This window comes from Glaciimonas sp. PAMC28666 (assembly GCF_016917355.1).
Lineage (GTDB): Bacteria > Pseudomonadota > Gammaproteobacteria > Burkholderiales > Burkholderiaceae_D > Glaciimonas.
In genome coordinates, this window is the sequence record NZ_CP070304.1 from 725,846 (window position 1) to 748,655 (window position 22,810).

19 protein-coding genes are annotated in these 22,810 nt (G+C 50.9%); 10 read left to right on the forward strand and 9 right to left on the reverse strand.

Annotated elements, in window-relative coordinates; genetic code table 11:
* Nucleotides 1–723: 723 nt before the first annotated feature.
* The gene (locus tag JQN73_RS03230; protein WP_205321733.1) at nt 724–1,914 is read left to right on the forward strand and encodes an acetyl-CoA C-acyltransferase family protein; all 1,191 of its coding nucleotides are present in this window, start codon (nt 724–726) and stop codon (nt 1,912–1,914) included.
* A 137-nt stretch (nt 1,915–2,051) separates the two neighbouring features.
* Here JQN73_RS03230 and JQN73_RS03235 read toward each other — a convergent pair whose 3' ends face one another.
* From JQN73_RS03235 to JQN73_RS03245, 3 genes are all read right to left on the reverse strand, one after another.
* Nucleotides 2,052–3,266, reverse strand: a complete 1,215-nt coding sequence (locus JQN73_RS03235; RefSeq protein WP_205321734.1) for an ABC transporter substrate-binding protein — start codon at nt 3,264–3,266, stop codon at nt 2,052–2,054.
* 346 nt (nt 3,267–3,612) lie between these two features.
* On the reverse strand, nt 3,613–5,325 hold the full coding sequence (locus JQN73_RS03240) for an acyl-CoA dehydrogenase family protein (protein WP_205321735.1): 1,713 nt from the start codon (nt 5,323–5,325) through the stop codon (nt 3,613–3,615).
* A gap of 91 nt (nt 5,326–5,416) precedes the next feature.
* Complete coding sequence (locus JQN73_RS03245) at nt 5,417–6,028, reverse strand: TetR/AcrR family transcriptional regulator (protein ID WP_240162412.1); 612 nt, start codon at nt 6,026–6,028, stop codon at nt 5,417–5,419.
* Nucleotides 6,029–6,230: 202 nt separating this feature from the next.
* On the opposite strand from JQN73_RS03245, the gene JQN73_RS03250 reads away from it, so the two are divergent.
* Both JQN73_RS03250 and JQN73_RS03255 read left to right on the forward strand, forming a co-directional pair.
* Nucleotides 6,231–6,923, forward strand: coding sequence for a Pr6Pr family membrane protein (locus tag JQN73_RS03250; protein ID WP_205321737.1), 693 nt, complete (start codon nt 6,231–6,233; stop codon nt 6,921–6,923).
* 212 nt (nt 6,924–7,135) lie between these two features.
* A complete protein-coding gene (locus JQN73_RS03255) occupies nt 7,136–7,921 on the forward strand; it encodes an EAL domain-containing protein (RefSeq protein ID WP_205321738.1) in 786 nt (261 codons plus the stop codon).
* Between the two features lie 351 nt (nt 7,922–8,272).
* Here the strand turns inward: JQN73_RS03255 and JQN73_RS03260 are convergent, their stop codons facing one another.
* From JQN73_RS03260 to JQN73_RS03265, 3 genes are all read right to left on the reverse strand, one after another.
* Nucleotides 8,273–8,503, reverse strand: coding sequence for a hypothetical protein (locus JQN73_RS03260; protein WP_205321739.1), 231 nt, complete (start codon nt 8,501–8,503; stop codon nt 8,273–8,275).
* A 184-nt stretch (nt 8,504–8,687) separates the two neighbouring features.
* The gene (locus tag JQN73_RS22405) at nt 8,688–8,912 is read right to left on the reverse strand and encodes a hypothetical protein (RefSeq protein WP_240162413.1); all 225 of its coding nucleotides are present in this window, start codon (nt 8,910–8,912) and stop codon (nt 8,688–8,690) included.
* A 197-nt stretch (nt 8,913–9,109) separates the two neighbouring features.
* A complete protein-coding gene (locus tag JQN73_RS03265; protein WP_205321740.1) occupies nt 9,110–9,430 on the reverse strand; it encodes a hypothetical protein in 321 nt (106 codons plus the stop codon).
* A 362-nt stretch (nt 9,431–9,792) separates the two neighbouring features.
* Between JQN73_RS03265 and ltaE the strand changes: the two genes are divergently transcribed.
* The 6 genes from ltaE (at nt 9,793) to JQN73_RS03295 (ending at nt 19,147) form a co-directional block, all read left to right on the forward strand.
* Nucleotides 9,793–10,824, forward strand: a complete 1,032-nt coding sequence (gene ltaE / locus JQN73_RS03270; RefSeq protein ID WP_205321741.1) for a low-specificity L-threonine aldolase — start codon at nt 9,793–9,795, stop codon at nt 10,822–10,824.
* 517 nt (nt 10,825–11,341) lie between these two features.
* Complete coding sequence (gene tal / locus JQN73_RS03275; RefSeq protein ID WP_205321742.1) at nt 11,342–12,277, forward strand: transaldolase; 936 nt, start codon at nt 11,342–11,344, stop codon at nt 12,275–12,277.
* Between the two features lie 222 nt (nt 12,278–12,499).
* Nucleotides 12,500–12,925 carry an Rrf2 family transcriptional regulator gene (locus JQN73_RS03280; protein ID WP_205321743.1) on the forward strand — a complete coding sequence of 142 codons (426 nt, stop codon included), beginning with the start codon at nt 12,500–12,502 and terminating at the stop codon, nt 12,923–12,925.
* A 246-nt stretch (nt 12,926–13,171) separates the two neighbouring features.
* A complete protein-coding gene (locus JQN73_RS03285; protein ID WP_205321744.1) occupies nt 13,172–14,413 on the forward strand; it encodes an efflux RND transporter periplasmic adaptor subunit in 1,242 nt (413 codons plus the stop codon).
* Between the two features lie 2 nt (nt 14,414–14,415).
* Complete coding sequence (locus JQN73_RS03290; protein WP_205321745.1) at nt 14,416–17,634, forward strand: efflux RND transporter permease subunit; 3,219 nt, start codon at nt 14,416–14,418, stop codon at nt 17,632–17,634.
* Between the two features lies 1 nt (nt 17,635).
* The gene (locus tag JQN73_RS03295) at nt 17,636–19,147 is read left to right on the forward strand and encodes an efflux transporter outer membrane subunit (protein WP_205321746.1); all 1,512 of its coding nucleotides are present in this window, start codon (nt 17,636–17,638) and stop codon (nt 19,145–19,147) included.
* Nucleotides 19,148–19,329: 182 nt separating this feature from the next.
* Here the strand turns inward: JQN73_RS03295 and JQN73_RS03300 are convergent, their stop codons facing one another.
* Nucleotides 19,330–20,181: an ABC transporter permease gene (locus JQN73_RS03300; RefSeq protein ID WP_205321747.1), complete on the reverse strand. Its 852-nt coding sequence runs from the start codon at nt 20,179–20,181 to the stop codon at nt 19,330–19,332.
* A gap of 86 nt (nt 20,182–20,267) precedes the next feature.
* A complete protein-coding gene (locus tag JQN73_RS03305) occupies nt 20,268–21,092 on the reverse strand; it encodes an ABC transporter ATP-binding protein (protein ID WP_205321748.1) in 825 nt (274 codons plus the stop codon).
* A gap of 185 nt (nt 21,093–21,277) precedes the next feature.
* Here JQN73_RS03305 and JQN73_RS03310 point away from each other — a divergent pair, with 185 nt between their 5' ends.
* Nucleotides 21,278–21,424: a hypothetical protein gene (locus JQN73_RS03310; protein WP_205321749.1), complete on the forward strand. Its 147-nt coding sequence runs from the start codon at nt 21,278–21,280 to the stop codon at nt 21,422–21,424.
* Nucleotides 21,425–21,537: 113 nt separating this feature from the next.
* Here JQN73_RS03310 and JQN73_RS03315 read toward each other — a convergent pair whose 3' ends face one another.
* Nucleotides 21,538–22,575, reverse strand: a complete 1,038-nt coding sequence (locus JQN73_RS03315) for an ABC transporter substrate-binding protein (protein WP_205321750.1) — start codon at nt 22,573–22,575, stop codon at nt 21,538–21,540.
* Between the last annotated feature and the right edge of the window lie 235 nt (nt 22,576–22,810).

The following is a 22,810-nucleotide window of genomic DNA, read 5'->3' on the forward strand; positions in this document are numbered from 1 at the left end:
CACTAAGCCACTAGCATTGTAAATGCGATAAATAACACCTCTAAGACCTATAGCAACAATTTATCCGCACGGGGTAAATATCCGGGCGGCAGGTATACCGATAGTTTGTTTCAAGCACTAAAGAAGTCTCGCGATAGGGAGTAAAACTGACGCGCGCTGTTGGAGTGCTGGCTGGACTCCGCCAATGTCCCGGTTGGGTTGAAGCAGAAACCACGCCGAGGAATTGCACGCACAAAGGCTGCTTTGGAAAACAGGGCAGGGAATTTTTGACAGATATAGAGTCTGGCATAACGTTTTACGTTGTTCGTTGAGAGTAAAACTTTCTGTACAGCACGTCACAATTTAGCATATCACAAAATAAACACAATAGCGTTAAAACGCCCTCTTGTTGCAAACAGCGGAATTTGTCGACGAGCGGTTGTCATCGCACTGTAAAACTGTACCCTGAGAGCACTACACGGCTTCCAAAATCCGAAATGGCCTGATTCTTTGAGCAAATTGGCGCAGTGCGAATCAAAAGATCAACCGATGCCTTAAACGCAGCTCAATATCACACCATGGTGACGTCACCAAACCGCCCTTGATGTAAAATCTAAAATATATTAAAAAATAAAAACGTAGAGAGACGACCGCTAAGCACTGCTTTTACCTGCACACCACCGCTTTGATTTCAATCAAATCTTCCCAAACCCCACTAACACCTCATTCAGGAGACTAAACATTATGGCTAACACAAGAGAAGTAGTAATCGTCGGCGCAGCGCGTACCGCAATCGGCACCTTCGGCGGTTCGCTAAAGGATCTCGCACCGTGTGAGCTTGGCGCTATTGCCGTGAAGGAAGCGTTTGTCCGCGCTAAAGTTGATCCAGCGCAAGCCGGTCAGATCGTTTTCGGTCACGTAATCCATACCGAAACCCGGGACATGTACGTATCGCGCGTGGTGGGTATGAATGCGGGAATGAGCAAGGAATCGACGGCACTGACGCTGAACCGTTTATGCGGTTCCGGACTACAGGCGATTGTTTCAGCTGCAAACGCGATTCAATTGAATGAGACCGATATCGCTGTTGGCGGTGGTGTCGAAAACATGAGCCGGGCGATGTACTCGACCCAAGCCGCGCGTTTTGGTGCACGCATGGGCGATATCAAAATGGTCGACATGATGGTCGGCGCTTTGTCTGATCCGTTCGGTGCAGGTCATATGGGCATCACCGCTGAGAACGTAGCGCAAAAATACAATATCTCGCGCGAAGAACAAGATGCGTTCGCTGTTGAAAGTCAAAAACGTGCAACCGCGGCAATTGCAGCCGGTCATTTTACTTCGCAGATTGTGCCTGTCGAACTCAAAACGCGTAAGGGCGTGGTGCTGTTTGACACCGATGAATATCCGAAAGCCGATACCACCATGGAGTCACTGGCGAAGCTGAAGCCAGCCTTCAAAAAAGACGGCGGTACCGTCACCGCAGGTAATTCTTCCGGGATCAACGACGGCGCTGGCGCTTGTGTGCTGATGGAAGCGGGCGCTGCTGCCCGCGCTGGCTTGACTCCTCTGGCCCGCTTGGTATCGTACGCGGTGGCTGGCGTTGATCCATCGATCATGGGAACCGGACCGATACCGGCGGTGCAACTGGCGTTGAAACGTGCAGGTCTGAACCTGAGTGACATGCAAGTGATTGAGTCGAACGAGGCGTTCGCTGCGCAGTCCTTGGGTGTTTGCAAAGGACTGGAACTGGATCCGGCAATTACCAACGTCAACGGTGGCGCGATTGCCCTTGGTCATCCTCTGGGTGCCAGCGGTGCCATCATCACGATTAAATGTCTGTATGAATTGATCCGCACTAATAAGCGCTACGGTTTGATTACTATGTGTATCGGTGGTGGGCAAGGTATCGCGGCGATCATCGAACGTCTGTAATAGTTCGAACGTACGTAGCAAATTTGGAAAACGTTTCACTGTTGGGCGCATGGATTCTCTGAGCCACCCAACTTACTGCAAGTATCGTCAATCTTCCGCTGGTCATATTGACGATACGAGCGGTTGCAACAACGCGATTACTTCTTCACCAGCGGGCAGCTCGATTGTGACAACGGGCGAAATGCTTCGTTACCGGGAACTGTCGCTATCACATTGTAATAATCCCAAGGTGTCTTTGACTCGGCAGGTTTTTTGACCTGCAGGAGCAGCATGTCATGCACCACGCGACCATCTTCCCGTAATGTTCCTTTTGGTATCACCGCATCAGAGATCGGCAACTCGCGCATTTTCTTCAGTACGGCGGTGGTTTCGTCCGTGCCTGCGGCCTTTACTGATTTCAAATAATGCATGACCGCTGAATACATTCCGGCTTGCGCCATGGTTGGCATGCGTTTTTGAATGGCAAAAAAACGTTTGGACCAGTTGCGGCTGTCGTTGTTATAGTCCCAGTAAAAACCTTCCGTGAGATACATCCCCTGCGCGATATTAAGTCCCATTGCGTGCACATCGCTGATGAACATCAACAGCGGTGCCACGATCTGACCTTTCGCGGCGATGCCAAATTCGGTCGCTTGTTTAACCGAATTGACGGTGTCACCGCCGGCGTTCGCTAAACCAATCACTTTTGCTTTCGAGCTTTGTGCCTGCACCAGGAAGGATGAAAAATCGCGGGAGTTGAGCGGATGTTTTACCGAGCCCAGCACCTTGCCGCCACCGGAAATAACGACGTCTGACACGTCCTTCTCAAGCGACTTGCCGAAGGCGTAATCGGCGGTTAAGAAAAACCAACTATCAGCGCCGCGCTTGACCAATGCCTTGCCGGTGCCAACCGAACTGGAATAGGTATCGTACATCCAGTGAATCCCGGTGGTCGTACACTTTTCATTGGTGATGACGCTCGATGCAGAACCCACCACGATCGCAATCTTGTTCTTTTTTTGCGCAACATCCATGACCGCCAGTGCGACATTGGTCGGTACCAGATCCATCAATACGTCGACGTTTTGCTCATCGATCCATTCGCGGGCCTTGAGCGCAGCAACATCGGCTTTGTTCTGACTATCCGCGCTGACCAGTTCAATTGGCTTGCCGAGTACGGTTCCCCCAAAGTCTGCGATAGCCATTTTGGCGGCGACGATTGAACCCTGCCCGGACAGGTCAGAATAAAGACCGGACAGATCGGTCAATATGCCGATCTTGACGACGTTATTACTGATTTGGGCAAACGCCGGGGTGGCGCATGCGGCTAGCAACATCGCTGATAATGAAAGTTTTTTTATTGTCGTCTTCATGCTTTTTGTCTCCCTAAAAAGCATTTCGAGTTCAACGTGATGAAATAAATTTGTTAACAAAGGTTCGGAAGTAAAGCAAAAATGGCTACTTCAATCCAGCTGCGTCAGAGCCATTTTTTTCTATCCCCTCACAACTATTGCTAACACCCGGCCAATATCAGCCGACACCACGCAAAATCGAAGTGCCTGGCCGCCACCTGTTCTTTTGTCAGATGTTCGGCCCGGTTAAATTAATGCCCTTCCGGCAGTTAAAAACCGGAAAAACAGACGTCACCAACGTGCAACGGTCTCACCTTATTTTCAACCTACTGTTCAACTTGCTTTACCGCTTACTCGGCCGAAATTTTCAAACAGGTCCAAGTCGCGCGCGGCGGACTATGCGATGTGCTTGCGCACTGTTGGAGCCCATTCCCATTGTGCCAAACATGCTTCCTGAACCGCCTCCCACGCCCGCAAGCCGACTCACTATAAAAGCATCTGCAGTATCCTGCGTTGAGTAGTGGATCAGCTCGGCCCCTTGTAACGCTCGGGCCATTGCTTCGGTCGCGGGGCGTGCCAGATACTCGTCCTCGCATGCGGCGTCCATTAATTGCGAAGTTTGATCAATGTACACGTCAAACCGTCTGTCTGCGCCTTTTGCCTTTGATATTTCTGCAACAAAGGCATCCCGCGTAGTGCGATCCTTCATCATCGCTCGCCGCACATCCATGCACATCATATTGGCGGTGCCCTCCCAGACGCTGTTGAGCGGTGCCTCGCGATACAGCCGCGCCATGGGACTTTCCTCGATAAAACCATTTCCACCATGACATTGCAAAGCTTCATACGCAATCGCAGGTGCGCGTGAACAATTAAAATATTTTGCCATCGGCGTGGCGATCCGGGCAAATGCGCGCTCGTGCTGGTCGTCATCAAGATGGTCTGTGGCCCGCGCGACGCGCAATGCCATTAAGGTTGCGGACTCCACCTCAATCGCCATGTCTGCCAGCACGTTGGCCATCATTGGTTGCTCGGCCAGCGGTAACTTAAAACCGCGTCGGGTGTTGGTATGGTTGAGTGCAAGGTTCAGCGATTGCCGCATCAGTCCGGCCGAACCAACCGCAAAGTCAAGCCGCGTTAAATGTGCATGGGATAAAATTTCCCGAATCCCGTGTCCCTCTTGCCCGACCCGAATCGCCAACGATCCGGCAAACTCAATCTCACTTGATGCGTTGGAGCGATTGCCGCATTTGTCTTTTAAACGTTGAATAAAGAAGCGATTGAAGCTGCCGTCTGGCAAGGTACGTGGAAGGAAAAAGCAGGTAACGCCGCCACTAACTTTGGCAAGTGTGAAAAAGCCATCTGCCACCGGGACTGAGCAAAACCATTTGTGTCCCGTCAAGGAATACCAGTCGGCTGGCGCGCCGTGACAGGTCTCCGTGTGCGAAAACACGGCGGTGGTTTGCGTCTCCCGCAAATCGGAGCCACCCTGCTTTTCGGTCATTGCATAGCCCAGCACGACGCTGGTTTTTTGGCGCACTTCATTGCGACTGAAGTCGTATTTATTTCCCGTCGCTTTTTCGGCCCATAGCTTTAAGGCCGGCTCTGCTGCAAGTCCGGCGTAGCCCGCGTATGCCATACCGGTTGGGCAGCCAGTTCCTTGCTCGACTTGATTCCACAGAAAGGACAATACAGCACGGGCGAGATGCCCATGGGATTCTTTCGTGGTCCAGGCCAATGAATGGACCTCATGCTGCCAGGCGAGGGTCATCAGTTGATGCCAGGCTGGATGAAACTCAACCCAGTCGATGCGATTGCCGTAGCGATCATGCGTGCGAAGTTCTGGCGAATATTTATTTGCGAGCCGCGCCGCTTCCTGCACCGCGGCATCACCGGCAATGGCCCCAACCGCACTGCAACGCGCTGCCGCCCAAGGTGCATCACGGGCAATCGCGGCAGAGACGACAGCGTCTCCAAGAAAAGCATTAAACCCTTCAAGCGGCGCTGCCTGATTAATGACGTGGTGGGTTGCGTATCGGTCGGTAAGGATCGCCAGTTGATCTTGGAGTGGAGCATTCATCGTATTTTTTCCTTGGATTGAAGGTTATTTTGCTTAAAAATGGTAGACAGAAATGATGCGTTATAAATTGCCGGACACGCGTCTCAGGCAATCATTTGTCAGCGTGGCCTACGGACAACGACTGGATGACCGAGGCACAACATATGTCACCGATTTCATCCGCCAACGCTAATGCTGTCGGCGATGCTTTATCCAGGTTGGGTGATAACGGCGAAAGCGGACCAACCAATGCTTCCATAAAACCGCCAACGATGAGAGCGGCAGCTACATTAGCGTGCAAATCACTTCGGAATTCTCCGCTGCGCTGCCCTTCTTCGACAATCCTGACAATCTCTTGCCCAATCGCAAAGCGCCATACCAACCGGGCCTCGTCAATTTCTCGATCACAAGGTTCGGCGATAAGAGCGAATGCCAGACGGCGATTGCGCATGGCGCGTTCTACAAAGGTGCGCACGGCACCGTGCAGCCTCTCGGTCGGGCTGCCATTGCCGTTAATAATTTCCGTAATAACGTTCACCTCACGCTGGCTAACGATGGCCAGGACTTCCGCGAACAATGCAGCTTTTGACGGAAAATAACGGTAAACGGTGCCGGTGGCGAGTTCGGCGGCAGCGGCCACGCTAGCAATCTGCCCTTCTTGCCAGCCACCTTCGCGGACTAATCGTCGTGCGGCGGCCAGAATGCGCGCACGATTTTGCGCCAAATGGGTCTCAACTAGTTCGCTACGTCGATAGGCCATGAGAACAAGAGGTGATTGTCAATGAAATGAATCATAGTTCATTTCATTGACAATCACCATCGATTCGTTTTATTCCTTGAAACGGAGCGGTCGTCGGAAGTTCTCGCTTCATATCGCAGTTATCCCGTGGGACAATCTGTCGTTAAAATTTCTGATAGGAAACACTATGGCGCAACATCAAACCCTTAGACAGCGCGTCTACTATGCCGTCGTTGGTGCCATCCTCAGTTGGCTGGGATTAGGTATCGAACTTTTTGTGACTGTAGAACGAAGCCTGTCGCGCGGCCGCTCCTTTGAGCATGCTCTAATGGTGTTTTTTAGTTTCTTCACCATACTCACAAACCTTCTGGTTGCGTTCGCCTTTACCGCCGTAGCACTCCAGAGCAAAGGCAGCAAAGGAAGCAAAGGAAGCAATAAAAGTATCGCCGGCAAAGATCGAACGGCTCCATGGAGTCTTTTCTCGCGCCCGTTCATACTCGGCGGCATCGCTCCCAGCATTGCGCTGGTAGGCATTGTTTATAATCTCATGTTGCGGCAGCTTTGGCATCCCACCGGCTGGGGCAGGGTTGCCGACGAGCTAATGCACGTGATCGTGCCGCTCGGTTTCGTCATTTATTGGTTTTTGTGCGTGCCGAAAGCGGAACTGCGTTGGCGTGATTGCTTGACTTGGGCGCTCTATCCGATTCTCTATCTTGTGTACGCGCTGATTCATGGTGCCCAATCCGGCGTCTATGCCTATCCATTTATCGACGTCGCGGCAATCGGTTACGGTGCTGTCATGGTCAATAGCGTTGGCATACTTTTGGGTTTTTTAATCATGGCACTCTTTTTTATTGCCTTCGACCGGCGAAAAGAATGAGCCTGTTCCACTACATGCGCAGTCTGTAGAGAACAAAAGGTCAACTGATCCGGCATGGACAAACCTTTTTCCGATGCAAAATTAGCCGTTCCCTGACTAACGATGAGCGGCAAATTAAGCTCGGAAATCGTGACGAGAAAAAACGATTTTTGAAATTGTGCTACAAGTGAAGACCGATATTCGTTATTTAATATTTAAGAAGAAAAAATCAAATGTCACCTATCCGTATAGAGCAGGGAGAAGCGACGGCAGTTACTAAAAAATGTGTGGAATGCAAGGATTCGGCGGAGCTTGACTTCGGCTTTGTTTTTGCTTATCAGCCGATCATCAATATCGATACGCGGTCAATTTATGCCCATGAGGCACTGGTACGAGGCGAGAATGGAGAATCTGCGCATTCGATCCTCTCGCAGGTAACGCCAGCCAATCGCTATCGATTTGATCAGGCTTGCAGGGTGAAGGCGATACGCGGGGCCTCTGAGCTTGGCATGAACGAATTGCTGTCCATAAATTTTTTGCCCAACGCCGTGTATCGTCCAGAAGCTTGCATTCGTAGCACTCTGGAGGCGGCGAAAACCTACCATTTTCCGATTGAACAAATCATTTTTGAGGTGACGGAAGGCGAGCAAATTCATGATCGCGCCCATCTGGTCAATATTTTCCGCGAATATCGCCGTTTTGGCTTCCGCACCGCTATCGATGATTTCGGCGCTGGCTACGCAGGATTGGGATTGTTAGCCGAATTTCAGCCCGATATTATAAAAATTGATATGGCGCTGGTGCGTGACATCGATACCAGCAAGCCGAAACAGGCGATTGTGGACGGAATTGTGTCGATTTGTGCTGCGTTAAACGTGCGGGTGTTGGCGGAAGGCATTGAAACCATCGCTGAACGGGATTATTTACGCAATGCTGGCATCAATCTGATGCAAGGCTTTCTCTTTTGCAAGCCCGCGTTTCAGGCGCTTGGTGTGGTCGATCCAATCTCTTGGGGCTGATGCAAAAAGGTGAAGGCGCTAGCGATTGCCTCCGGTTTAGCAACGAATGTTGGCGCTAACAGCGCTGATTGCGAAATAGCAGACGTGATTGCCCAGCGCGTGCGGAGGCAAGATTTGACTGCTATGTGCGCGGGAAATGTGCCTTTGGAACGGTCGCACGCCGTTTTCCCCTGATTTATCGAAAAATGCATCTGCGAATCAATTGCTCGTGCCAGAATCGTCTTACTGCTATTGCTATAAGTTCACCGGCCTTTTGATCTGCGACGTGCGCATTCAGCGCGACCTCCAGGCCAACACCTTATCCAACCAGAGCATCCGGCAACTCTCGTCGAAATCAGGCGTTAATCGCTGCTATTCAGTGGTGGGACCACTTTTCGTTACGGTGATTCTGTCGATAAAAAATTCACCATCGATACATTTTCTGTGAGGAACGCCGGTGACCACAAACCCGTGGTTACAATCCTCTGTCCACAGCTTGGCGACGGTATCGAACTCCTCCGGCTCAAGACCGAGCATGGCACCCGAAATAACAAATTTCGCGCCCTCTTTTTGTTTTTTTACAATATCATCAATTTTGGCCATACCTGTTTCCATCACTTTGATCTAAGCCACATCATAACGCGACTTCAAGGGGCGCTAGCGTTCAAATCCGGAGATGAAAGATAATCCGCTAAGGACGAGGTTGTTTAGGGCGCAGCCAGACTAAATACTCCACTCAACACGCAGACTTTTTATTCGAACCGATGTCCATGGGTTTGACTGAGGCTCAATGGGTTTGACTGAGGATTAATAACCAACGCCGGAACAGAAGTATTTGAAGATGTCCAGGTTGTACACCCGCAGTGCATTCAATTATCGGATTGCTTCGATAGAGCCGCTTGTAATGATCCCGACAAAGAAATAACTCGCGTTTTCCCATTCGTAACAAGATCGAATAAGGAGTCGATTCAACGCCGAATCGTGAATCTGAAGTGATAGATGGATTGTTCATTTTTATTAGCACCAGTATCTTAGAAAGAGCTAACACTTTAGCACGACTACTGTATATCCATACAGTAAACCTATATCTACACGCGTTTATCGCGGGCAGCCGTTGTATTTTGACAAAAAAAAATGTAGCCGAAATTAATGTAATTTCGACTACACGGTTTTGATACTTATTTTTTATAGCTGCCGTCAAATGCTCACTTAACGGTCATAACCTCTACGCCACTCCCGCTCACGCCAACCGTACCCGTGGCGATAATACCCTGGATGACGATAGTAAGGACTCGGGTATGTTTCTACGTACACCGGCGGTGGCTGGACATAAACCGGACGCGGCGCATAGTAAACCGGCGGCGGCGGCGGATAATACACGCGTGGCGGTGGCGGGTAATATGCCGGTCCCGGCACATCGACGTTGACCGACCAGTCGACGAACGTCCGTGCCATCGCGGGGGTCGCGGACCAAAGCAAACTAGCTGCAGCGACCAAGCTGAGTGCTGCGATGCGTAAGGCTTTTTTCATGATTGTTCCATATGAATTAAATGGGATAAGGCATGACACCATTTAACCTAAAAAAAAACGATCCTTCCATGCGCAAGTCGTAAGGCATGTAACAAAGTGTGTCGTACTGTTGTTTTCTTATTGACGATTCAAGAAACAGTGATTTAAGAATATGGCTTTTTCAATAGCGGTTTGGGGGGCACGCACCATCCGATGACCGCCAAAGGTTGCGCATTTGACGTGTGGCCCGGCCCTACTCCGCAGCATAAACTTGCCTGCACACGACAGCAATCACCTCCGGTGATTTTATGTAAATTTATCGTGCCCCCGGGTTGATTTGCCCCGTCCGGAGTGTCAAGATGGACGCTTTTCAAGGAGATTCGATGAGCACCGCCATCCGACACGATTTCAGAAGCGATACAGTTACCCGGCCTGGCCCCTCCATGCGCGCCGCGATGGCAGCTGCAGAAGTTGGCGATGACGTATTCGGCGATGATCCGACGGTCAATCGACTTGAAAGCACGGCTGCGAGAATAGTCGGCAAAGAAGCCGCTCTGTTTGTCCCTTCGGGTACGCAAGCTAATCTGATCGCGCTCATGTCACACTGCGAGCGCGGGGACGAATACATCGTCAGCCAGAGAGCCCATTGCTATCGCTGGGAGGCCGGCGGCGCCGCAGTGCTGGGCAGCATTCAGCCGCAGCCCTTGAACGGTCAGGCTGATGGCACCTTGCTCCTGAGCGAAATCGAAGAAGCGATCAAACCGGACGATTCCCATTTTGCCCGAACCCGTTTGCTTGCTTTAGAAAATACCACCGGCGGGAAAGTGTTACCTGTGGCGTACGTCGATGCCGCGACCGCACTGGCACGACGCTATGGCCTGGCCTGTCACCTCGACGGCGCCCGTTTGTTCAATGCCGCGGCGATGCTCGGCGTTTCTGCGGCTTCGCTGGCGTCTCCTTTTGATTCCGTCTCAGTCTGCCTGTCCAAAGGACTGGGAGCACCGGTCGGGTCGGTCCTGATAGGGTCCGCGCCGTTTATAGCCAAAGCGCGGCGCCTGCGGAAGATGCTGGGCGGTGGTATGCGCCAGGCGGGTATCATCGCGGCCGCAGGATTATATGCGCTGGAACACAACGTCGAACGCTTGGTCGACGATCACGCAAATGCGAAACTTCTTGCCATTGGCTTATCGCAATATTCGGGACTAACCGTTTCGATGCCGGACACCAATATGGTCTTCGTTAATGTCGCTGCTGATGTTGCCGCGCCGTTCTCTGCCTATTTAGCTGCGCATGGAATCGGCGTCACGTCGGCCTATACCGCGACCCAACAACGCTGGGTAACTCACCTGGACATTTCGGAAAAAGCAGTCGAGGATGCTCTGAAAGTGACACGGGATTTTTTTTCGACACGCTGAGCGCCGGGCCCAGGACCTAAGAAAAAAATTTTGTACGAGCATGACTATGAAGCCAAAGCGAATAATTAAGTCCAACACGCGCGGCACAAAAACTTTTACACCGCGGACTGGATACACTTAAGATAATTCAAAAAAATATCAGATATTTCTTGGCAAAAAAATGCTAGCGTAGCAGCATAACGTCAGCGAGTCAGCGAATCAGCGAGTCAACAAAGCGCACAGATGAAACAATCGGTGCGCACCGCGGAACTTATCACACCAACTGGCTACAAATAAGAAGACTGGATGCTGCGACTTTAGTCTTTGGAAAATTGCGTAAACTAATTTGAAACCACCTTTTAAAACGACGTTACAACCTGACCTGAAGCGGTCCCGTATACCGGACCGGCCAGCATCACTGATGCGATTGTCTGGTGCGCAACAGGTTTCGTAAGAGCTGCCAGGCAACTACCGGGCGTAATGAATATTTGAATATTTGGATATTTCGATCAACCCCTCACCAAAGCGATAACTTGCCATGAACCAACTAGAACAACTTAAACAGTTCACTACCATCGTTGCCGATACGGGCGATTTTCAGACGATGAAAGCGTTCGCGCCCCACGATGCGACGACGAATCCATCCTTGATTTTGAAGGCCGTGCAAAAAACGGATTATCAACCGCTGATGGAAAAAGCGGTGCGCGATCACGCCGCTTTATCAACGGGCGATATTATCGACCAGCTATTAATCGTGTTCGGGCTGGAAATATTAAAAATAATTCCGGGTCGGGTCTCAACCGAGACTGATGCGCGCCTGTCGTTTGACACGCAAGGCACCATCGATAAAGGTCGCAAATTAATCGGGTTGTATGAAGCTGCCGGTATTGACCGTAAGCGCATATTGATTAAAATTGCATCAACCTGGGAAGGCATTCGGGCAGCTGAGGTTCTGGAAAAAGAAGGCATTCATTGCAATCTGACACTGCTATTCTCATTGCCGCAAGCGGTTGCTTGTGCTGAGGCAAAAGTGCAGTTGGTTTCACCGTTCGTCGGCCGTATCTACGATTGGTATAAAAAATCCACTGGCAAAGAATATACCGGTGCTGCCGATCCCGGCGTGCAGTCAGTGAAGCAAGTCTATAGTTACTTCCGTAAGTTTGGTTACGCAACCGAAGTGATGGGAGCGAGTTTCCGCAACACATCACAGATATTGGAACTGGCGGGTTGCGATCTGCTGACCATTAGCCCTGATTTGCTGGAAAAATTAGAGGGAAGCAGCGAACCGGTCACGCGAAAACTTAGCGCTGAAGCGTCAAAAGAAGATGATATTCAAAAAATTAGCTTCGATGAACCGGCATTTCGAAACATGGTCAATGACGATGCCATGGCCACCGAGAAACTGGCCGAAGGGATTCGTCAATTTAGTGCCGATACCGTCAAACTTGAAAAATTAATCGAAGCTCTGCGGTGATAGATTGTTAGTTCATGAACGTTGTTTATAACGTCAGGTAGCCGGCCAGATTAAGCGACGCAAAGCTCAATCTGTTGTTTTTCAGGGCTAACCGGCGTGGCCACGGCTGCCCTTCTCTCCTTCAGAAATGCCCCGTTTGCTATTAGACGGGGCATTTTTACGTCATCAAAAATAATCTGCTATTTGTTGACATTGTTTATTGTGCTGATTATGATCACAATCATGTCACAAACTAATGTCCAGTTTTCAGTCGCATCGCACATGCTTGCAGCATTGGCTTTATATCATGGCGGGCACGCGACATCGGCCATGCTGGCGCAAAGTGTGAATGCAGATCCCAGCTTTGTTCGCCGCGTGCTTTCAAAATTATCGAAAGCAGGTCTGGTGAATGCCACACGTGGCAAAAATGGCGCCTGCGAACTGGCTCGCGCTCCAGACCAGATTACGTTGCTGGAAATATATAAAGCCAGCGAGGCCCCCGCTACCTTTGCCATACACATGTACCCGGTGGAAGAAATGTGTTCAATCAGTTGTCACATTAAAGATGTGATGGCAGAAGTATTGCAAAGATCGCAAACAGATTTTGAGCGCAGTCTGTCACAGCAGACGCTCGCAGACGTGACTGCCAGCATTCGAGGCAAATTGTAAAATTTTTTGCTCTTAATTGTTTTGATTACTATCTCATTCACCATAAGGTGGCTGAGTTTATCCAGGAAAATTTTTTACATTAAATTGTGTTGATTACAAACACAATATATATGTAGCGCCAACATTCCCGCTCCAGACATCTTACGAGTACAAAAAATATCGAAGCAAAAAAAAACTGCTATCAGCGAATCAACGAAAAAACAGACGCAAACGTTTAGACATTTATATGATCAAGAGGAATGAAACATGACACACAGTCGATATTTACCCATCGCAGGCCGCCCGCTCTTGGCCGGACTAGCGCTCGCAGGATTGATCTCACTCAGTCTTAGCGGATGCGACTCAGCCAACGGACAAGCCAAGGCAGCGGTGGATGCCGGCGCACCGGTGTCCGCAGCGGTGGTGGTGGAGAAGCAAATCGTTGAGACGCAAGAATTCTCGGGACGTATGGATGCGATAGAGCATGTAGAAATACGATCACGGGTCAGTGGCTTTATCACTTCCGTCAATTTTAAACCGGGTAGCAAAGTCAAAAAAGGCCAGGTGTTATTTGTCATCGACCCACGCCCATTCCAAGCAGAAGCGCGCCGTGCCGACGCAACAGCAGTATCGGCACGCGCCAAAGCGGATTTGGCAAAGCTGGAATTGACCCGTGCTGAAAAACTACTAGGAGAAAAAGCGATTGCACAGCGTGAATTTGATGAAAATTCTTCTGGCCTGAAGGAGCTCGATGCCAATGCCCGGGCGGCACAAGCGCAGTATGAGACAGCCAAACTCAATCTAGCCTACACCGAAGTGATATCACCGATTGACGGCCGCGTGAGCAAAGCCGAAATCACCGTCGGCAACCTGATTGACTCTTCCGCGATATTGACATCAGTGGTGTCCGACCAAAGCATTTACGCAAGTTTCGACGGCGATGAAGATACCTTCCTGAATGTTGGCGCCCAGGCCCGTAACAACCGCCCGGTCGTGGTTCGGGTCGGTCTCGCCAACGAAACCGGTTTTCCCCACGAAGGAACGTTGGAATTTATCGATAATCAACTTGATCCACGCACCGGTGCGGTACGGCTGCGCGCAACCTTCGCGAATGCGGACAGCACATTAGCGCCTGGTCTTTTTGTTCGTGTTCAGTTAGAGACTGGCAACGGAACCAACGCGCTGACGAAGGCTGTGCTGATCAACGATCGCGCAGTGGGGACTGATCAAAGTCGTAAATTTGTGTTCGTGGTCGGACCGAATAACAAGGCCGAATATCGCCTTGTCACTTTGGGCAAAACTTTCGATGGACTTCGTATCGTTCGCAGTGGCTTGCAGCCACATGAAAAAATTGTTGTCAACGGATTGCAACGGGTTCGGCCTGACGCCCTGCTTGCACCAAAAATGGTGGCAATGACTTTTGACACGCAGACAGCAAAGCTGGCAACCGCACCGGAAAAAGAGTTGAAATTAGCTTCTGTCGCCAAAGATGTGAAAGCTAAGGACTAACCATGAACATCTCCCGCTTTTTTGTGGACAAGCCGATCTTCGCGGCGGTTCTGTCCATTATCATTTTTGTAGCTGGCCTGCTGGCTATGCTGAAACTACCCATCTCGGAATATCCCGATGTGGTACCACCTTCTGTGGTCGTGCGCGCGCAATATCCCGGCGCTAATCCAAAGGTGATTGCGGAGACGGTCGCTGCGCCGTTGGAAGAACAGATCAACGGTGTCGAAGGCATGATCTATATGTCTTCCCAAAATACCTCGGATGGTGCCCTGATGTTAACGGTCACCTTCAAAATTGGTACCAATATCGAGCAGGCTGAAACCCAGGTACAAAACCGCGTTCAACGTGCTTTGCCGCGCCTGCCTGAAGAAGTGCGTCAGATTGGCGTGACCACGGTAAAGAGTTCGCCGAATCTGACGATGGTGGTACATCTGGTATCCCCTGACCGTACTTACGATGAATTATATTTACGTAACTATGCGGTATTGAACGTCAAGGATCAGTTGGCGCGGATTCCTGGCATGGGCGATACGCAGGTATTTGGCTCCGGCGACTACGCCATGCGGGTGTGGCTTGACCCGCAAAAGATTGCTGCGCGGAATATGACGGCAAGCGACGTGGCCGATGCAATCCGGGAACAAAATGTCCAGGTGGCGGGTGGTGCAATCGGTTCATCTCCATCAAAAGACAGCGAGTTTCAGCTCACTCTGAACACCAAAGGTCGCTTGAAGACCACCGAAGATTTCGAAAACATTATTGTGCGCACCGGATCCGATGGCGCAGTTACGTTACTGAAAGACGTGGCACGCGTTGAACTGGGTGCGGGATCGTATGCATTGCGCGCTCTTCTGGACAATAAGCCTGCGGTGGCCTTGGCAATTTTCTCGTCGCCGGGAGCGAACGATCTGCAGTTGTCTACCGACGTACGTGCCAAGATGGACCAACTACAGAAAGACTTTCCGAAAGGGATGGAATATCGGGTTGCCTATGATCCGACAATGTTCGTCCGCGATTCAATCGCTGCGGTAGTGCATACGCTGCTGGAAGCACTGGCCTTAGTGGTGATTGTGGTGATTATCTTTTTGCAGACATGGCGCGCTTCCATCATTCCGTTGCTGGCCGTGCCGGTCTCGATCATCGGTACGTTTGCAGTGATGATGGCCTTTGGCTTTTCGATCAACACACTCACACTGTTTGGTCTGGTTTTGTCGATCGGTATCGTGGTCGACGATGCGATTGTGGTGGTGGAAAACGTCGAGCGCAATATCGCCAATGGACTGGCACCGCGTGAAGCGACGATTCAGGCCATGAAGGAGGTCAGTGGCCCGATCGTGGCGATTGCTTTGGTGTTGTGTGCGGTGTTCGTACCGATTGCCTTCGTGTCCGGATTGTCGGGCCAGTTTTATCGGCAGTTTGCGTTGACGATTGCGTTTTCAACTGTCATCTCTGCGTTTAGCTCGTTGACTCTGGCACCGGCTTTAGCCGCTGCATTATTGAAGCCGCATGATGCGCCGAAAGACGCGCCGACCCGTGCGATGGATAAACTTTTCGGGGGCTTCTTTAACTGGTTCAATCGTTTCTTTGGTCGCGCTTCGCAAAAATACGAAGGTGGTGTCAAAGGTGTTTTATCCCACAAGAGCGTGTCGTTGGGCGTCTATGCGTTATTGATTGTGGCAGCGGTGGTGATGTTCAAGGTAGTGCCAGCCGGTTTCGTACCGACGCAGGATAAAGGTTATCTGGTGGGATTTTCGTTATTGCCCGATGCAGCCTCACTCAACCGCACCGAGTCGGTGATCCGTCGTATGACCGACATTTCGTCGGAAGTGCCTGGGGTCCGCAATTCGGTTGCCTTCCCCGGTCTGTCGGTGAACGATCTAACCAATGCACCCAACGCGGGCATTGTGTTTAACGGTCTGAAGGCATTCGACGAACGCACTACCGCAGCGCTGAGCGGGTCATCCATCGCCGCCGAAATTAACAAGCGTGTCGGGGCTATCGAAGACGCATTCATCATGGTATTTCCCCCGCCGCCGGTGAACGGATTAGGTACGATCGGTGGCTTCAAAATGATGATTGAGGATCGCGGCAATCTGGGATACGACGCGCTGTATAAAGCGACCCAGACGTTGATAGACAAAGCCCGTGCTGCGCCAGAGCTATCCGGGGTGTTCTCGGGCTATCAGATCAACGTTCCCCAACTGTACGCCGACATTGATCGCACCAAAGCCAAGCAACTGGGGGTTCCGCTAACGTCTATTTATCAGACGCTGCAAATCAATCTCGGCTCGCTATATGTGAATGACTTCAATCAGTTCGGGCGGACTTTTCAGGTCAGAGTGCAGGCGGATGCCAAGTTCCGTTCACGGGCTGAAGATATTGGTCAAATGAAGGTGCGCAGTAACACCGGTGAAATGATTCCACTGTCGTCACTGGTGCACATCAGCGATAGCTATGGCCCGGATCGGGTACAACGTTATAACGCTTATGTGGCCGCCGATGTGAACGCCGGTCCAGCACCGGGATACTCCTCCGGTCAGGCCCAGGCCGCACTCGAAAAACTGGCGCAGGAAGTCCTGCCAAAAGGCATTTCTTATGAGTGGACCGAACTGACCTACCAAAACATTATCGCGGGCAATACGATGGTCTATGTTTTCCCATTGTGCGTGATTCTGGTATTTCTGGTTCTGGCTGCGCAATATGAAAGCTGGACCTTGCCATTGGCTGTGATTCTGATCGTCCCGATGTCGATTTTGTGTGCATTGATCGGCGTCAAACTGACCCATGGCGATAATAATATCTTTACGCAGATCGCTTTGTTTGTTCTGGTCGGACTGGCGTCGAAAAACGCCATCCTGATTGTCGAGTTTGCTCGTGAACTGGAGAATCATGGCCGCACCACGGTGCAAGCTGCGCTCGAATCCTGCCGCTTGCGTTTGCGTCCTATTTTGATGACATCGATCGCCTTCATCATGGGAGTTGTCCCACTGGTCTTTTCCCACGGTGCAGGTTCAGAGATGCGCCATGCCATGGGCGTTGCCGTCTTTTCCGGAATGCTCGGCGTTACCTTCTTTGGCTTATTTTTGACGCCGGTGTTTTATGTCCTGCTGCGCACGTTGGCTAAACGTCTTGAGCGTAAAAAATCAAGTCCCGTTTTGCCGACTACACCGGCTCACCCGGTTACACGCGTTGCTCCTGCAGCGGTTTTGGAAAGCTCCCATTAATATGCCATCGCTCACTTATATGAAATACGCCTCATCGCTGTTGACAGCCTTGTTGTTGACCGCTTGCGGTACGCCGGAATTCAAGCAACCAACGATGAAAATGCCGACTGCATACAAAGAGGCATCCGGTCCGCTGATCGCCGCTGACGGCACCAGCTGGAAAGCCGCGCACGCCGCAGAAGCGCAACCGCGCGGCGAGTGGTGGCTTGCTTTCAATGATCCCTTGTTGACGCAATTAATCGAAGAAGCGACTAAAGAGAACGCCAATCTGGCTGTCGCCGCAGCACGCGTTAAACAAGCCCGGGCTATAGCCGGGATCTCCAATGCCGACCGGATTCCACAAGTCGGATTAAACGCTGGCATAGCGCGTGAACGTCCTTCGCCACTGTCATTAAACCTTCCGCAAAATGCGCCGATCGCACCCATCAATGTGTATCAGGCAAACCTGACAGCGAGCTACGAGGTCGATCTTTTTGGCCGCGTATCCTCGAATATCAGTGCGGCGCATGCGGACGCGGATGTGGTTGAGGCCAACTATCGCTCAGTATTGCTGGCGTTGCAGGCGGACGTGGCGCAAACCTATTTTCGTTTGCGCGAAACGGATGCTGAGTTGGCGACGCTCAATGAGACGGTTAGTTTGCGCGAGAAAAGTTTTCACGTTAATGAACGCCGTTTTGAACTGGGCGATTTAGGCGAATTTGACTTATCCCGCTCCAAGACAGAACTGTCACTTTCACGCGCTGACGCGATTGGCTTGCAACAGCAGCGCATCGCCAACGAGCATGCGCTAGCAGTCTTATTGGGCAAACCCGCTTCGGCATTCTCTGCCAGCGACTACCCACTGGTTAGCCTTTCAGGGTTACCGGTTATTCCTACCGGATTACCTTCCTCGTTGCTGGAACGTCGCCCGGATATCGCAGCAGCCCAACGCACCATGGAAGCCTCCAACGCGCGCATCGGCGTGGCGCGTGCTGCGATGTTTCCTGCTTTGATGATCAATGCTTCGGGCGGTGGCGAAAGCGCAAGTTTTGCGGATATCTTGAATTGGAGCAGTCGGTCCTGGGTGCTCGGTGCACTGATGTCGCTGCCCATCATCGACGGTGGCCGCAACAAAAATAATGTCATCCGCAGCGAAGCGGTCCTGGAAGAATCGGTCGCCAGTTACCGGCAGCGCGTGTTGGTAGCGTTTAGCGAAGTTGAGGATAATCTGGCAGGGTTGCGCATCCTGGCTGGGCAGGCTGCGCAAATCGACGACGCGCTGGTGTCGGCCAGACGCTCGGCCGATGTCGCTCAAAAGCTCTACGATGCTGGTCGTTTTCGCTATCTGGATTTACTCGACACCCAACGCAACTTAACTGCGGTGGAGCGCAATGAGGCGCAATTACGGGGCAGTCGTGCCGTCACCACGGTTGCACTCATTCGGGCATTAGGCGGAGGTTGGGATAGCGATCTGGCGCCGGTAGTCTCCGACAAGAATGGGGCACTAGAGGTACGCCAAGTCGAATTACGTTGACGTGCTACCAAAATCCCTCCTGCTCCGATAGATAAAAGATCCGGAGCAAACAAACGAGGGTAGTAAAAAGTCGATCTGACTGGCTGGGAACAACCCATGGCAGTGAGATCGACTTTTATACTGACAGAACGTATTGTCTTAAACTGGTACCACTCTGGCAACTGGAAGCGAGCGTATTTCTCTTACAGCCGCTCGGTATCGCCCGTTTTAGGCTGCCATTTCATCAGCCGCTTTTCTATCATACCGACGACAGAGTCAAGGATCAGCGCAAATGCGGTCAGGACCAGAATGCCGGCAAACACGGTATTGATGTCAAACGCCCCTTCCGCCTGCAAAATCAAATAACCGACGCCCCGCGCAGAACCTAAATATTCACCCACGATCACACCGACAAAGGCGAGCCCAACCGAGGTATGCAAGCTAGAAAAAACCCATGATGTCGCCGACGGCAAATAGACTGTACGCATCAATTGGCGCTGATTGGCACCCAACATGCGGGCATTTGACAACACCACAGGACTGACTTCTTTGACGCCCTGATAGACATTAAAGAACACGATAAAAAAGACCAATGTCACTGCTAATGCGACTTTGGACCAAATACCCAGGCCAAACCACATCGCAAAAATCGGGGCCAGAATCACGCGAGGCATCGCGTTCGATGCCTTGATATACGGATCGAGAATCGCTGATGTCAGGGGAGACAACGCAAGCCATAAACCGATGCCCAGGCCCAATACCGTTCCGATGCCGAACGCCAGCATGGTTTCTGTCAATGTCACTAACAGATGAGAATAAATCTCTCCCGGAAATGTCAATGTAAACCAGGTGGTATCGCCGAACCCGACATCCAGACTGCCGCTACCGACCGTAAACCATTGCCACACCCGTTCCAGCACTTTGATTGGCTCACCGAAGAAAAATGCGGTCTGTTGGTTGCGTGTCGCCACATGCCACACTGCAAAAAAGATGACCAACACCAGCGCCTGATAGACGCGCATATTCTTATAATTGGGTTTAATTGCTTGCCACATGATGTCTTGCTCTTTCTTTTTTTTTGGAAATGGCCGCCGATTTGATTCGAGACCCGCCCTCATTCTGCACTGATGTTGAAACGCCGTTAAGCGATTTTTTTCTGCTGCTGATAACCCTTCAGCACTTCGTCCCGCAACACGCTCCAGATTTGCTGATGCAGTTCAACGAAGCGCGGATCGGCGCGGATTTCTGCGACGTCACGGGGGCGTTCGAGATCGATCACAAACTCGCCGATGGGGTGGGTGCCGGGACCGGCAGACAAAACGATCACGCGGTCCGACATCGCAATTGCCTCATCAAGATCATGGGTAATAAACAGGACGGCTTTCTTTTTCGCACTCCACAATGCCAGCACTTCATTTTCCATCAGCTGACGCGTTTGAATATCGAGGGCGGAAAACGGTTCGTCCATTAAGATGATGTCGGGATCAAGAATCAACGTTTGTGCCAGCGCCACGCGTTTGCGCATACCACCGGATAGCTGATGCGGAAAGCGATCACCAAAACCTTGTAGTCCGACCCGCGCCAGCCATTCTTCACCAAGTTGCTTTGCTTCTGGGTCTTCCATGCCGCGATATTGTAAACCCGCGATCACATTTTGCAGCGCGCTGCGCCATGGCATTAAGGCTTCCGATTGAAACATGTAACCGGCGCGTTTATTAATGCTGGTCAATTCTTCGCCGAACACTTTGACGCTGCCGGTTGAGGGCTGGAGCAAACCGGCACCAACGTTGAGCAAAGTCGATTTTCCGCAACCGGTTGGTCCAACGACGGAAACAAATTCTCCCGGTGCGATAGAAAGGGTAGTGTCTGCGACGGCGGTATATCGCTGCGAACGGTCATCTTTTGAAATGAACGTGCAGCTAATATTGTCGAGAAATAATGCAGGCGTCGATGGGTCTGGTGTCATAGGAATGGTGGCGCAAGCCAAAAAATGTCTGGAAAAAATAAACCGCGTCAGGCAACCCAAGCGATAGGATTCATCGAAAAACTGATCTAAAAAAACGTCGCTATCAGTGCTAATCGTTATGCCAGCTGACGATAAAAGACAACGATGCGGGTAAAAACCAAATCGCCCTGCGCTCCTTTTTTCCGGTGCAGGGCGAGGGGGAGATCAAGATCAAGATCAAGATCAAGATCAAGATCAAGATCAAGATCAAGATCAAGATCAAGATCAAGATCAAGATCAAGATCAAGATCAAGATCAAGATCAAGATCAAGATCAAGATTGGCCGGCGGTAGAATCAGATCAACGTAAGCTCCTGGCCGGCCTCGGGCTTACTTATGACTTTTTTGTAGCTTACCTCTAACTTGCTTATAGCTTACTTCTAGCTTACTTATAGATTACGTATAGCTTATTTATATTTTTGATCGGCCTTCGTCACGAACGCATTTGTGTACGTTTTCGACAGATCAATTTTTTTATCAGCCAAACTAGGATCGAACGACTCCAACGTACGTAGCGCAGTTGCGGCGCCCGCATCAGGGAATCTGCCATCCGGGGATATTGCTTCACGGACCTTGGTAAAGGCATCAATGTATAGCGCGCGGTCGCCTAATAAATAATTTTCCGGTACTGCTTTAACGATATCTTCAGGTGCCGCTTTTTGCAACCAGCGCAACGCACGTACCATTGCGTTGGTCAGCGCCTGGGTCGTGTTTGGATATTTCTTGATAAAGTCAGCAGAAGCATACAGCGTCGCGGCTGGCATCGGACCGCCGAACACAGCATCAGTCTCTTTCAAGGTACGCGTGTCGGATATGATGCGGATCTCATTTTTTTGCTGCAGCATCGTAATCAAAGGATCCAGATTGGCGATTGCATCAATCTGTCCGGAACGTAATGCCGATAAGGCACCGGCTGACGCGCCAACGCCAATGTAAGAAACATCAGTCGGCTTCAGGCCGCCTTTTGCAAGAACAAAATTACTCATCATGCTGGTGGAAGAACCGGGCGCGGTCACGCCGATTTTCTTACCCTTCAGATCGGCAATCGTTTTGTAATTTGGCATGGTCTTATTCGACACCGCCATCACGATTTGCGGCGCGCGGCCTTGTAGCACGAACGCGGTAATGATCTGGTTTTTGGCTTGCATGCTGATCGTATGTTCAAAGGCGCCTGACACGACATCTGCGCTGCCACCGATCAGTGCTTGCAACGCTTTTGCGCCGCCAGCGAAATCTGAAATTTCAACCTGCAAACCTTCGTCTTTGAAATAACCGAGCTGATCAGCGACTGTCAACGGAAGGTAATAAAACAGGTTTTTGCCACCGACCGCAATCGACACCTTCGGTTTTTCGAGGGCTTGCGCAAACAGATTGCTATTAAATGTGAAATATCCCGCCAAGAACAGGCAGAGTGCGATACCAAACTGCTTCCAGTTAAACTTCATTTTGTCTCCTCAACATCAGTGGTTACGTTGTAACGATATTTTTTATTCTGCTAGCGCTGAACGCTATTTTTATAATCCAGACTGGACTGTGACCACATAATACCGCAGCAATCACGTTCTCTTCTGTCTACTAAGCGAAATGGCTGACATCGCTATTTTTTTGTAGTTTATTTCATATCACTAACAGTACTGGCGTGTGGCATTATGTCAAAAACTAGCTGTTTTGCACGTTTAA

Bases quoted from the DNA above. Each gene is read 5' to 3' on its own strand.
- JQN73_RS03230 (WP_205321733.1), top strand. From the start codon at position 724: ATGGCTAACACAAGAGAAGTAGTAATCGTCGGCGCAGCGCGTACCGCA.
- JQN73_RS03235 (WP_205321734.1), bottom strand. From the start codon at position 3,266: ATGAAGACGACAATAAAAAAACTTTCATTATCAGCGATGTTGCTAGCC.
- JQN73_RS03240 (WP_205321735.1), bottom strand. From the start codon at position 5,325: ATGAATGCTCCACTCCAAGATCAACTGGCGATCCTTACCGACCGATAC.
- JQN73_RS03250 (WP_205321737.1), top strand. From the start codon at position 6,231: ATGGCGCAACATCAAACCCTTAGACAGCGCGTCTACTATGCCGTCGTT.
- JQN73_RS03255 (WP_205321738.1), top strand. From the start codon at position 7,136: ATGTCACCTATCCGTATAGAGCAGGGAGAAGCGACGGCAGTTACTAAA.
- JQN73_RS03260 (WP_205321739.1), bottom strand. From the start codon at position 8,503: ATGGCCAAAATTGATGATATTGTAAAAAAACAAAAAGAGGGCGCGAAA.
- JQN73_RS22405 (WP_240162413.1), bottom strand. From the start codon at position 8,912: ATGAACAATCCATCTATCACTTCAGATTCACGATTCGGCGTTGAATCG.
- JQN73_RS03265 (WP_205321740.1), bottom strand. From the start codon at position 9,430: ATGAAAAAAGCCTTACGCATCGCAGCACTCAGCTTGGTCGCTGCAGCT.
- ltaE (WP_205321741.1), top strand. From the start codon at position 9,793: ATGAGCACCGCCATCCGACACGATTTCAGAAGCGATACAGTTACCCGG.
- tal (WP_205321742.1), top strand. From the start codon at position 11,342: ATGAACCAACTAGAACAACTTAAACAGTTCACTACCATCGTTGCCGAT.
- JQN73_RS03280 (WP_205321743.1), top strand. From the start codon at position 12,500: ATGTCACAAACTAATGTCCAGTTTTCAGTCGCATCGCACATGCTTGCA.
- JQN73_RS03285 (WP_205321744.1), top strand. From the start codon at position 13,172: ATGACACACAGTCGATATTTACCCATCGCAGGCCGCCCGCTCTTGGCC.
- JQN73_RS03290 (WP_205321745.1), top strand. From the start codon at position 14,416: ATGAACATCTCCCGCTTTTTTGTGGACAAGCCGATCTTCGCGGCGGTT.
- JQN73_RS03295 (WP_205321746.1), top strand. From the start codon at position 17,636: ATGCCATCGCTCACTTATATGAAATACGCCTCATCGCTGTTGACAGCC.
- JQN73_RS03300 (WP_205321747.1), bottom strand. From the start codon at position 20,181: ATGTGGCAAGCAATTAAACCCAATTATAAGAATATGCGCGTCTATCAG.
- JQN73_RS03305 (WP_205321748.1), bottom strand. From the start codon at position 21,092: ATGACACCAGACCCATCGACGCCTGCATTATTTCTCGACAATATTAGC.
- JQN73_RS03315 (WP_205321750.1), bottom strand. From the start codon at position 22,575: ATGAAGTTTAACTGGAAGCAGTTTGGTATCGCACTCTGCCTGTTCTTG.